The 11,737-nt window shown below is 61.5% G+C and carries 11 protein-coding genes; 4 read left to right on the plus strand and 7 right to left on the minus strand.

Translation table 11 applies throughout. From position 1 onward, the window contains the following. Positions 1–29: 29 nt before the first annotated feature. The 4 genes from ACJ8M3_RS06480 to ACJ8M3_RS06495 all read right to left on the minus strand — a co-directional run bounded on the left by ACJ8M3_RS06480 (position 30) and on the right by ACJ8M3_RS06495 (position 3,039). Positions 30–719: a helix-turn-helix transcriptional regulator gene (locus tag ACJ8M3_RS06480; protein ID WP_033642971.1), complete on the minus strand. Its 690-nt coding sequence runs from the start codon at positions 717–719 to the stop codon at positions 30–32. 61 nt (positions 720–780) lie between these two features. Continuing rightward, positions 781–2,178: a class II fumarate hydratase gene (gene fumC, locus ACJ8M3_RS06485; RefSeq protein ID WP_089197008.1), complete on the minus strand. Its 1,398-nt coding sequence runs from the start codon at positions 2,176–2,178 to the stop codon at positions 781–783. A gap of 228 nt (positions 2,179–2,406) precedes the next feature. After that, positions 2,407–2,739, minus strand: a complete 333-nt coding sequence (locus tag ACJ8M3_RS06490; RefSeq protein WP_033642969.1) for a hypothetical protein — start codon at positions 2,737–2,739, stop codon at positions 2,407–2,409. Between the two features lie 33 nt (positions 2,740–2,772). Further along, entirely contained in the window at positions 2,773–3,039 is a 267-nt protein-coding gene (locus tag ACJ8M3_RS06495; RefSeq protein ID WP_145957723.1) for a hypothetical protein, read from the minus strand. 176 nt (positions 3,040–3,215) lie between these two features. Here ACJ8M3_RS06495 and manA point away from each other — a divergent pair, with 176 nt between their 5' ends. Both manA and ACJ8M3_RS06505 read left to right on the plus strand, forming a co-directional pair. Further along, positions 3,216–4,394, plus strand: a complete 1,179-nt coding sequence (manA, locus tag ACJ8M3_RS06500) for a mannose-6-phosphate isomerase (RefSeq protein ID WP_089197007.1) — start codon at positions 3,216–3,218, stop codon at positions 4,392–4,394. Positions 4,395–4,535: 141 nt separating this feature from the next. Then, the gene (locus tag ACJ8M3_RS06505; protein ID WP_089194699.1) at positions 4,536–6,068 is read left to right on the plus strand and encodes a YdgA family protein; all 1,533 of its coding nucleotides are present in this window, start codon (positions 4,536–4,538) and stop codon (positions 6,066–6,068) included. A gap of 45 nt (positions 6,069–6,113) precedes the next feature. Here the strand turns inward: ACJ8M3_RS06505 and ACJ8M3_RS06510 are convergent, their stop codons facing one another. Continuing rightward, positions 6,114–7,268, minus strand: coding sequence for a serine hydrolase domain-containing protein (locus ACJ8M3_RS06510; RefSeq protein WP_089197006.1), 1,155 nt, complete (start codon positions 7,266–7,268; stop codon positions 6,114–6,116). Positions 7,269–7,371: 103 nt separating this feature from the next. On the opposite strand from ACJ8M3_RS06510, the gene ACJ8M3_RS06515 reads away from it, so the two are divergent. Then, positions 7,372–8,277: a LysR family transcriptional regulator gene (locus tag ACJ8M3_RS06515; protein ID WP_033650491.1), complete on the plus strand. Its 906-nt coding sequence runs from the start codon at positions 7,372–7,374 to the stop codon at positions 8,275–8,277. Positions 8,278–8,306: 29 nt separating this feature from the next. Here ACJ8M3_RS06515 and blaSRT read toward each other — a convergent pair whose 3' ends face one another. Next, complete coding sequence (gene blaSRT, locus ACJ8M3_RS06520; RefSeq protein ID WP_069100787.1) at positions 8,307–9,443, minus strand: SRT/SST family class C beta-lactamase; 1,137 nt, start codon at positions 9,441–9,443, stop codon at positions 8,307–8,309. Positions 9,444–9,649: 206 nt separating this feature from the next. Between blaSRT and ACJ8M3_RS06525 the strand changes: the two genes are divergently transcribed. Then, positions 9,650–10,531, plus strand: coding sequence for a LysR family transcriptional regulator (locus tag ACJ8M3_RS06525; protein ID WP_033650493.1), 882 nt, complete (start codon positions 9,650–9,652; stop codon positions 10,529–10,531). Here ACJ8M3_RS06525 and ACJ8M3_RS06530 read toward each other — a convergent pair. After that, positions 10,528–11,559: a Mal regulon transcriptional regulator MalI gene (locus ACJ8M3_RS06530; RefSeq protein WP_033642962.1), complete on the minus strand. Its 1,032-nt coding sequence runs from the start codon at positions 11,557–11,559 to the stop codon at positions 10,528–10,530. The genes ACJ8M3_RS06525 and ACJ8M3_RS06530 overlap by 4 nt on opposite strands. Positions 11,560–11,737 lie beyond the last annotated feature (178 nt).

Raw genomic sequence — 11,737 nt, forward strand, 5'->3', positions numbered from 1 at the left:
GACTGACAGTTTATGGCAGCAGCGTGTCGTTATTGTTCCGCAATGCCTTCGCTCAACCGCCACTCTTTCAACAGTCGCCGCCGGCCATGCGGATAACGCTGTTCAAGCGGCGTGGCGGCCTGAATGCGATCGAGGCGAAAATGACGAAAGGCCTGACGCAACTCACACCAGGCAACCAGCATCTGGAACTGGTCGAAAAAGCCCAGCGCAAAGGGCCACAGCAGGCGTTCGCTGCGCTGCCCCGCCAGGTCGAGATAGTCGATATGCAGCTTGCGCTCGCGGCGGATGCTGTCACGGATTAACACCCGCATCTCATCCGCCACCGGCGGCGACTGAGCCGGTGCGATAAGCAGCGTGTTGGCCTCCAGCTCCTCCCGCAGCGCCGTCGGCAGCACCGCGGCGATCTTGGCGAGCGCCTGGCCCGCGGCGCTCGCCAACTGGCTGTCGCCGCGGCGGCTGACCCAGCGCATGCCCAGCACCAGCGCTTCTATTTCCGCTTGCGAGAACATCAGCGGCGGCAGCATAAAACCGGGGCGCAGCACATAGCCGAGCCCCGCTTCGCCGACGATCTCCGCTCCCTGCTGCTGCAGCGTGGCGATATCGCGGTAAAGCGTACGCATGCTGATGCCCAGCGTCTGCGCCAACGCATGGCCCGCCACCGGATAGCGGTGGCTGCGCAACAGCTGCATCAGATCGAGTAAACGTTGTGCGCGCGACATCTTAATTTCTCCATAAAAAAGGGGCTTACCTCAGTAAGCCCCCGGTTGCCTCACAGATCAATTATTTCTGCATGCTGCCGACCATCGCCTCCGGGCGCACCCATTCATCGAACTGCGCTTCGGTCAGATAGCCGAGCTTCAGCGCCGCGGCTTTCAACGTCAGCCCTTCCTTGTGCGCTTTCTTGGCGATTTCCGCCGCTTTGTCATAACCGATATGGGTGTTGAGCGCCGTCACCAGCATCAGCGATTCATTCAGCAACTGGGTGATGCGATCGCGGTTCGGTTCGATGCCCACCGCGCAGTGCTCGTTGAAGCCCTGCATACCGTCGGCCAGCAGGCGGATCGACTGCAGGTAGTTGTGGATCACCATCGGGCGGAACACGTTCAGCTCGAAGTTGCCGGAAGCGCCGCCGATATTCACCGCCACGTCGTTGCCCAGCACCTGCGCGCACAGCATGGTCATCGCTTCGCACTGGGTCGGGTTGACCTTGCCCGGCATGATGGAGCTGCCCGGCTCGTTCTCCGGGATCGAGATCTCGCCGATGCCGCAGCGCGGGCCGGACGCTAGCCAGCGCACGTCGTTGGCGATCTTCATCAGCGAAGCCGCCAGCCCTTTCAGCGCGCCGTGCCCCTGCACCAGCGCATCGCAGGTCGCCAACGCTTCGAACTTGTTCGGCGCGGTGACGAACGGCTGATGGGTCAATTCCGCCAGCGCTTTAGCGACGCGCACCGCGTACTCCGGATGGGTATTCAGGCCAGTGCCGACCGCCGTGCCGCCCAGCGCCAGCTCGGCGATGTGCGGGATGCTGTCTTCGATGTGTTTCAGATTGTGCGCCAGCATCGCCGCCCAGCCGGAGATTTCCTGGCCCAGCGTCAGCGGCGTGGCGTCCTGCAGGTGTGTGCGGCCGATTTTGACGATGTCGCGGTAGGCTTCGGCCTTGTCGCTCAGCGTCTTGTGCAGCACTTTCAGCTCGGGGATCAGGTGCTCGCGCAGCGCAATCACCGCCGCCACGTGCATCGCGGTGGGAAACACGTCGTTGGAGCTCTGGCTTTTATTGACGTCGTCGTTCGGATGCACCTTGCGCTCTTCACCTCGCACGCCGCCCAGCAGCTCGCTGGCTCGGTTGGCCAACACTTCGTTCATGTTCATGTTGGTCTGGGTGCCGGAGCCGGTTTGCCAGATGGACAGCGGGAACTGGTCGGCATGGCTGCCCGCCAGCACTTCGTCGGCAGCGTTGATGATGGCGGCGCCCCGCTCGGCCGGCAGCAGCCCCAGGTCCACGTTCACCTGCGCGGCGGCGCGCTTGGTCAACGCCAGCGCATGGATCAGCGCGGTCGGCATCTTTTCGGAGGAAATGCGGAAATGCGCCAATGAGCGCTGGGTCTGTGCGCCCCACAGCTTGTCGGCCGGTACTTCGATGGGGCCCATGGAGTCTTTTTCGATACGAACGCCTGCCATCATTGTCTCCTTAGCATAATTCCTAAAATTGTAGGGTTAGGCCGACGCGCTACCCCCCGTCGGCACGCATTCCCAGTATAGTGACATAATAACTATTCGCATTAAGAGAGTTATCTCACAGCACGATTCATCTCTTTTACCCATTCATGACGCGGTTATTTGCCGTCGGTTAACCCGCGCCGAAATAAAGGCGAAGAAAGAACCGGGATAATAAACGCGGAGATGAAATTAACGCGCGTGACGCGAATTAAAATTATTGATGCGCTGCGCCTGTAAGTGATTGAGTTCATCGATCCGCTGCTGTTGCAAATGATTGATCTCATCGTAGGCATCCTGCCGTTCATTATGGCGATACGCCCCGGTCGCCACCGCGCCGGCGGTGAGCGCCAGCGGATGTGCCACGGGTGCAGTCACGGCGGGAAGCGCGACCGGTGCGGGCGCAACGACGATCGGCGCCGGCGTTACCACCACGGCGCGCGGGGCCGCGTAGGGATAGGTGACGATCACCGCCCCCTGGGCCGCCCCGGTGCAAAGCCCCAACAACAGCAACCATTTTTTCATGCAACAGACCTCTCATTTCGTTAAATCGACTCGTTAACGGCTACGGTAAAGCGGTCTGTCGTTCAGGTTTAAGCTCGGCGTGTGATCGCCCGACTTGGCGCAAAAATAATAATAAGGGAATGGCTCATAAGGTAAAAAATAAATTCCGCCGACATACTTTGACATGCCGATAAATAAATAATGACGTAGAAAGCCTGCGCTGTCGGCAATAATTTCTTTCCCTACAATCAACGATCGATTGGCGGATTTATCGGGCCCTCTTGAGGCCGGTGAGCCATTTGAGACGCCGATCGTTATCACGCTATACTCTGGCCGCGTGGCCGGACGCAACCTTATCCGGCGTTGTTTTGATCGCGCCCATGAGGGTTCCTGCCGACGCGGGCGTATGATGGTTGTCGGCACAGATGAAGCGAATCGTATAAAATCAGTAAGTTATTGCCATTAGTGCGGCAATGACGCAAAGGACGTTTATCGACATGCAAAAAATGACCAACGCGGTACAGAATTACGCCTGGGGCAGCCACGATGCGCTGACCCGTCTTTACGGCATCGCCAACCCGGATAATCAGCCGATGGCCGAACTGTGGATGGGCGCGCATCCCAAGAGCCCTTCCCGCGTGCCCGGCGCCGATGGCGCACTGCGTTCGCTGCGCTGTCTTATCGATGAAGACCAGCCAAAGCAGCTGGGCGCTGACGTCGCCAGCCGCTTTGGCGAGTTGCCGTTCCTGTTTAAAGTGCTCTGCGCCGATCAACCGCTGTCGATCCAGGTCCACCCGAGCAAAGCGGCGGCCGAGATCGGCTTCGCGAAAGAGAACGCCGCCGGCATCCCGTTGAGCGCCGCCGAACGCAACTATAAAGATCCCAATCACAAGCCCGAGCTGGTCTTCGCCCTGACGCCGTTCCTGGCGATGAACGGCTTTCGCGAACTGGCCGATATCGTCTCCCTGCTGCAGCCGATCGCCGGCGCGCACCACGATATCGCCACCTTCCTGCAGCAGCCGGACACCGCCCATCTGTCTACCCTGTTCGCCAGCCTGTTGACGATGAGCGGCGAGCAAAAGTCGCTGGCGCTCAGCGTGCTGAAAGCCGCGCTCAACAACCAGCAGGGTGAACCCTGGGATACCGTGCGCTTCATCGCCGGTTTCTATCCGGACGACAGCGGTCTGTTCTCACCGCTGCTGCTGAACGTGGTGCAGCTCGCGCCGGGCGAGGCGATGTTCCTGTATGCCGAAACGCCGCACGCCTATCTGAAAGGCGTGGCGCTGGAGGTGATGGCCAACTCGGACAACGTGCTGCGCGCCGGCCTGACGCCGAAATTTATCGACGTGCCCGAGCTGCTGGCCAACCTGCAGTTCCGCCCGCAGCCGGCGTCCGGCCTGCTGACCCAACCGGAGCGGCGCGGCAACGAACTGTTCTTCCCGATCCCGGTGGAAGATTTCGCCTTCTCGCTGCACGATTTGACCGCCGCGCCGCAGGCGCTCGCGCAACGGAGCGCGGCTATCGTGTTCTGCGTCAGCGGCGAAGCGACGCTGGAAAAATCCGGGCAGCGCCTGACGCTCAAACCGGGTGAATCCTGCTTTATCGGCGCCTTCGAATCGCCGGTCAACGTCAGCGGCAGCGGCCGCATCGCCCGGGTTTATAACCAACTGGCCTAACCGTTGATAAATTTCAGCAAATTGCTTGCTGAAAGCGAGAGCTGCCCCCACAATTAAACGCCTGCGGGCGTTTTTTGTCGGCCCACATTTGCCCCCTCCCTCGCAACGGAGGGTTATAAGAAAAAAGGATGAAACAGAGCTATGAAAAAATCGTTAGTCGCTGTCAGCGTCATTGTCGTTCTTGGCGCAGCATGGACCGGGGCATCCTGGTACACCGGGAAACAGATCGAGCAGCACATGGGCGAAGTCGTCGACAACGCCAACGGCCAACTGAAAGCCTACCTGCCGAAAGCCGGCGTCAAGCTGAGCTATGAAAATTACCAGCGCGGCCTGTTCAGCAGTAAAGTGCGTTATGTGCTGCGTTCCGACGGCACGGATACCAGCGAAAACGCGGCGCTGAAAGCCGGTGAAGAAGTGGCGTTCCTGGAAACCATCGATCACGGTCCGTTCCCGTTCGCGCAGCTGAAAAAATTCAACCTGCTGCCGAGCATGGCGTCGGTGCATACCGAGCTGGAAAACACCCCGGCGGTGAAAGGCCTGTTTGAAACCACCAAAGGCAAATCGCTGTTTACCGCCGATTCGCGCATCTCGTACAGCGGCGATACCGCGTCCACCATCGACTTTATCCCACTGGACTACCAGAAGGATAAATCTTCGTTGAAATTCAGCGGCGCCACCATTGACGCCGACGTGTCCCGCGATCTGAAAAAAATCGCGCTGGACGCCAATAGCGACACTATCGTGTTCGCCAGCCCGAACGAATTCGGCCAAAACGAGCAGATCACCTTCCAGGGCTTCAACCTGAAAGGCAACAGCAACGAAAGCAAGTTCGGCGTGAAGCTCGGCGATCAAACGATGACCCTGAAGCAGTTCAAACTGACGATCGACGGTAAAGACACCGTGGCGTTGGACGGTTTCAATCTGGTGAGCAAGTTCGGCGAGCAAGGCAGCAGCAATATCGGCGGCCAGATCGATTACACCATGGACGCGCTCAAGGTGCAGGGCAACGACTTCGGCGCCGGTAAACTGACGCTGAAAATCGACAACGTCGACGGCAAGGCGCTGAAAGACTTCTCCGACAGCTACAACCGCCAAACCATGGCGCTGCTGCAGCAGGGCGAGAACCTGGATCCGGACGTCTACGAACAGCAGACCTCCGAGATGCTGCAAAAGAACCTGCCGATGCTGCTGAAAGGCAACCCAAGCCTCAGCATCGCCCCGCTGAGCTGGAAAAACAGCAAGGGTGAGAGCATCTTCACGCTGGATCTGGCGATGACCGATCCGAGCAAGGCCGCCTCCCCGGCACAGTCGCCGGATCAAGTGATCGCTCAGGCGGTTAAAAAGCTGGATCTCAGCCTGACCATTCCGGAAGCGATGGCCACCGAAGTGACCGCGAAGACCGCCTTGTTGCAGGGTTACAATGAGGAAGACGCGCAGAAACTGGCGCAGCAGCAAGTGCAGGGCCTGGCGGCCATGGGTCAGATGTTCAAGCTGACCACCCAGAAAGACGGCGTGATCGCGAGCAAGTTCCACTACGCTGACAATCAGGTTGACCTGAACGGCAACAAAATGTCGCTGCAGGAGTTCATCGGCCAGTTCGCCATGCTGGGCGCCCCGGCGGAAGACGCTGAACCGGCTCAGGAAGCGGAACCCGCTCCGGCACCGGCACAGTAATCGCCTGAAAGCCTGAACAAGGGCCCCCTGCGGGGCCCTTTTTATTTACGCCGCATAAACCGCATCGCGGATCTGCTGCGGGTAGCGGCCGCACATGCCCTCAAATGCGGTATTGGTTAAGACGACTACGCTCAGCTGCGCCTCTGGATCAAAGAACCAGCTGTGGCCGTAAACGCCGCCCCAGGTCAGGGTACCGGCATGCTGCGGCGTCTGCGCAGCGTCGGGATCCACCAGCAGCGCGCCGCCAAAGCCGAAGCCCCAGCCCGGCCCTTGCGTTTGCGCCTGCGCGCCCACGTGCGGGCTGCGCAGCAACGCCACCGTATCCGGTTGCAAAATGCCCTGCCCGCCGCTGCGCAGCGCCTCCACCAGCCGCAGCACGTCGTCGGCATCACCGACCATGCCCGCGCCGCCGGAGGGATAGGCTCCGACGTTAAGCGCGCGCGCCGGCGAGAACGTCACTTCTCCCCCCGCCATGCCTTCCGGCAAGGCGATCCGCACGCCTTCCGGCATGCGCCGCGGCCCCTGCGGCGTATTGTAATAAGGCGTCGCCAGGTTAGCGGCATGGGTCGCATGGAACGCGGTATTGCCGAGCCCCAGCGGCCGCGCCACCCATTCGACAAACAGCTGCGGCAGCGGCATGCCCGTCACTCGCTCCAGCACCGCGCCGAGCACGTCGATCGCCAGCGAATAGTTGAAGCGCGCGCCCGGTTCCGACAGCAACGGCGCCTGCGCCAACAGCCGCAGGTTTTGCTCCAGCGTCAGCGTCGACAGCTCCACGCCGTCCTGGATCCCCAACTGATGGTAAACGCCTGCTGGCGGTTGGTTCAGCCGATAGTCGAGCCCGGCGGTATGACTCAGCAAATGACGAATCTTGATCGTCGGGCGCCGGCCGTCGGCCAGCGCCGGGGTAAACCACGGCAGCCAATCGCTGACCGCATCGTCGAGGCTCAGCTTGCCTCGTTCAATCAAACGCAGCGCCGCCAGCGTGGTATAGGGTTTGGAAACCGACGACAGCCGAAACTGCGTTTCTCGCCGCATCGGTTGCCGCGCTTCGCGATCGGCATAACCGGCCGCACCGGCGTAGCAAATTTCACCCCGCCGCGCCACCAGCACCACGCTGCCCACGATGCGCCCTTCGGCCATCGCCTGTTGATCGATCGCCGCGATCCGTTCTGTTAACGCCCGTTGTTCTGCCGACATGATTTTTATCTCGCTGAGGGAAAGTAAAAATCAGTCTAAAACGTTCGTCATAAATTAAAATAAGGCATAATTTAATGAATTATTAAGCACAGGTTATTGATAGATGAGTTCACTCCTGCAGCTGCTGCCCTATTTCGAAGCCGTCGCGCGGCTGGGCAACTTCACCCGCGCGGCCAACCAACTGGGCGTCACGCCGCCGGCGGTGTCGCAAAACATTCAGGCGCTGGAGAATCAGCTGGGGGTGCGCTTATTCCACCGCACCAGCCGCTCGGTGCGCCTCAGCGACGAGGGCCGGTTGTTCTATCAGAAGGTCTCGCCGGCGATGAACCAGATAGACGTGGCGGCGGACGACGTGCGCGCCCTGGGCGCGCAGCCGGCGGGCCTGCTGCGCATCACGTTGCCGCAGCTGGCCGCTTCGCTGCTGGTGATGCCGCACCTGGCGGAGTTTCAGCGGCGCTATCCCGAAGTGCAGCTGGAGCTGTTTACCGAAGACCGCTTTTCCGATCTGGTGCTGGGCAGTTTCGATGCCGGCATTCGCATGCACGCCATGCTGCAAAAGGACATGATCGCCGTGCCGATCGACAACGGCCAGCGCCGGGTGCTGGTCGCCTCACCCGATTATCTGACGCGTTGCGGCGCGCCGGCCACGCCGGACGATCTGCTCGCGCACCATTGCCTGCGCTACCGTTTTCCCGGCAGCGGCAAATTGGAGCCCTGGTATTTCAGTCGGCACGGCGATGAGCGGGCGCTGGACGTCAGCGGCAGTTTGATCTTTAACGAAGACAGGCTGATCAAGGATGCGGCGTTGGCGGGCCTGGGGATCGCGCAACGTTTTCAGGGCACGGTGGTGCAGGAACTGGCGCAGGGCGATCTGGTGGAGGTGCTGCCGGAGTATGCCAGCGAGGCATCGGGATTTTTCATCTACTTTCCCGCCGGCAGGCATCTGCCGCTCAAGCTGCGCGCTTTTATCGATTTCATGCGCGAACGGCGAGAGCGACAGCACCGGTAACAGGGGCGCCCCGACGGCGCCCCCCACGATCAGCGCTTATCCAGCGCTTGCACGATGCGGTAAGCCGCTTCGACCCGATCGTCGTTCGGGAACCATTTGTTGGCCAGCATCACCACGGCGATATTTTTCGCCGGGATAAACACCGCGTAGGTGGAGAAACCGCCGGTCGAACCGGTTTTGTTATACCAACCGGCGCGCAGCTCCGGCTGCGGCGGTGTGATGGCGGTGGCCGGCGTGCCGTTCATGATCATCCCGGCGTTGTTGCCCTCGATCAGCCGCGACAGTTTCACCGGGTACGCGTAGTTCTCCCACATCAGATCCTGCGTGAACACGCCCGCTTTATAATAGCCGACGTGCGTGGCGGCCAGCGCCTCGCGCCACGGCTGCGCGACCTTCGCCTGCTGCAGGTTGGCGTCCAGGTAACGAATCAGATCGCGGGCGTTGGATTTGATGCCGTAAGATTCGGCGTCCAGCGGGCCGGGATTGACGCGCACCGGCTTATCGTCCTTGTTGTAACCTTGGGCATAGTTGGCCATCTGCGCCGCCGGCACCTGAATGTAGGTGTGGCTCATGCCCAGCGCCGGCAGCATGCCCTGCTCCATGGCCTGGATAAACGGCCGATCGAGGCTCTTGGCGGCGATCATGCCCAGCATGCCGATACCGAGGTTGGAATAGACGCGGTAGCTGCCCGCCGGGTGCTTCGGCTGCCAGGCCCGGTAGTAAGCCATCAGTTGGGCGTTGTCGGTCACGTCGTCCGGCACGAACAGCGGCAGGCCGGATGTGTGGGTCGCCAGATTCAGCAGGCTGACGCCGTCGAAGGCGCTGCCGCGCAGCTCAGGCAGATAATGGCTGGCCGGATCGCTGAACGACAGCTTGCCCTGCTGCTGCGCATAGACCGCCAGCGTCGCGGTGAAGGTTTTGCTCAGCGACCCCACCTCGAACAGCGTCTGCTCGGTGATCGGTTTGCCGGTCTGTTTCGAGGCGACGCCATACGGGTAAATCTGCTGTTTGCCATCGACCGATACGGCGATCGCCATGCCCGGCACGCCGTATTTTTTCATCAGCGGCTGAATAACGGCGTCGATATCCTGCTGCTGCGCGGCGTGCGCGGTCGGCAAGATCAGTGCGGCGATCAGCGCGGCCGCCAGGCGGTTCATTTTCGTCATGATAGAGGCTCTTCGGTTGCAGGGCATCGGCCGCGGCCAAAAGTTTTTATTGGCGTTGCGCACGGCGCACTCCCTGATGGATGATGTCATTCCTTTACGGGCTCCGCCAATTTTGCGGCAGCCGCGCCAAATATCGGTTTTTGCCGCCGGGTTGACAAGCGATAATAATTTCAGCCAGCATAAAGAAAAACTTATGGCTATCAACAATGCGCAACCGACTTCCCCTCAACGCCCTGCGGGCGTTCGAATCCTCCGCCCGCCACCTGAACTTCACCCGCGCCGGTCTGGAGCTGCGCGTCACTCAGGCCGCCGTCAGCCAGCAGGTGCGCATGCTGGAAGAACAGCTGGGCATTCAGCTGTTCCGCCGCCTGCCGCGCGGGTTGGATCTGACCGAAGAGGGCCAGGCGCTGCTGCCGGTGTTGAGCGACGCTTTCGATCGCATCGAGGCGGTGTTACAGCAGTTCGAAGGCGGGCATTTCCACGAAGTGCTGACGGTGGCGGTGGTCGGCACCTTCGCGGTCGGCTGGCTGATGCCGCGGCTGGCGGCGTTCCGCGCGGCGCATCCGTTCATCGATCTGCGGGTGCTGACCCACAACAACCTGGTCAATCTGTCGGCCGATGGCATGGATTTCGCCATCCGTTTCGGCGAAGGTTTATGGCCCGCCACCCGCAATATTAAGCTGTTCGACGCGCCGCTGACGGTGCTCTGCTCGCCGGCGGTCGCCGCGCGGCTGCATACGCCGCAGGATCTGCAGCACGAACTGCTGATGCGCACTTACCGCCAGGATGAATGGGAACGCTGGTTCACGGCTGCGCAGGTGACGCCGTGGCGAATCAACGGCCCGGTGTTCGACTCATCGAGGCTGATGGTGGAAGGCGCGCTCCAGTGCGACGGCGTGGCGCTGGCGCCGGTCAGCATGTTCCGCCGCGAACTGGCCGCCGGCGCGCTGCAGCGGCCGTTCGCCGCCGAGGCCGCGCTCGGCGCCTACTGGCTGACCCATTTGAAATCGCGGGATCTGACGCCGGCGATGAAGGCTTTTATCGGCTGGATTTGCCGCGAAGCGGAAGAGGAACAGCGGCGGGACTAAGCGGAGCCGCGCCGGATCAGCGTCGGCGGCAAAATGACGTTCTGCGCCGGCAGATCGGCGTCATTGATGCGCTGCAGCAGGCGCGCGGCGGCGCTGCGCCCCACTTCCCGCGCCGAGCTGGAGACAAAGGTCAGCGGCGGTTCGGTCAGCTCGGCCTCCGGCACGTCGCCGAAACCGATCAGCGCCACCTGCCGGCCGTAGTAGGCGTCGACCCCGTCCGAACCGATGCTGCGGCCGCTGCGCGTCAGGCCAAAATAGGCGCCAAGCGCCACCGACGCCTTGTGGCAAACGACAGCGGTGATATTCGGGTAGTGGCGCAGCAGCTGTTCCGCCGCTTCCGCCGCCTCACGCTGCTGGCAATCGCACTCGACGATCCATTCGCTGCGAAACGGCAGGCCGTACTGCAACAGCGTGGCGCAAAATCCGCCCAACCTTTCGGCGCGCGTCAACGAGTCGCTCTGGCCGCCGAGATAAGCAATCTGGCTGTGGCCGCGTTTGATCAAAAATTCGGTGGCCAGCTTGGCGGCCTGCATATTGTCCGGCCGTACCACGTCCACGCCCTCGAGACCGCTGGAGCGCGCCACGCATACCAGCGGCACGCCCTGCTCGGCCGCCTTTTCCTTCAGCCCGGCCGCCGCGCGGATGCCGCCCGCCAGCACGATGCCGTCGACGCCCTGCGCCAGCAGCGCGTCAAACGCCCGCTGCAGCCCCTGACCATCGCGCCCGCTCTGGGTTAAAAACAGCAGTTTGTCGTGCGCCTCCAGCGCTTCACTCAGCCCGGCGGTCATTTCGGCATAGAAAGGTTCGCAAATGTCGCGCAGGATCAGGCCGATTACCCCGGATTCGCCGCCGCGCAGCGTCGCCGCCTGGCGATTGCGCACGTAGCCCAACTGCTCTATCGCCTGATTGACCTTCTCGACGGTGGTCGGCGAAATCCGCCCCTTGCCGCTCAATACCAGAGAAACCGTGGTGACCGAAACGCCCGCCTGTTGCGCCACATCGGTAATGGTGATCTTTTTGATGCTCATAGTCTCTGCGAACCCGTTCCTGGGCAACCCGCGCCGTAGTGATCAAGGGTATACCGAATCCGTCAACGCAGTAAAACGTTTTACTGCCCGTCGCATTGTCGCCAAAAACCGGGCGACAGATTTGTGATTGGCGGCGCATTTTTGCTAGGTAAAACGTTTTATCTTCTTTTTACCTACT

Source organism: Serratia sp. CY55921 (genome assembly GCF_052167655.1).
Taxonomy (GTDB): domain Bacteria; phylum Pseudomonadota; class Gammaproteobacteria; order Enterobacterales; family Enterobacteriaceae; genus Serratia; species Serratia ureilytica.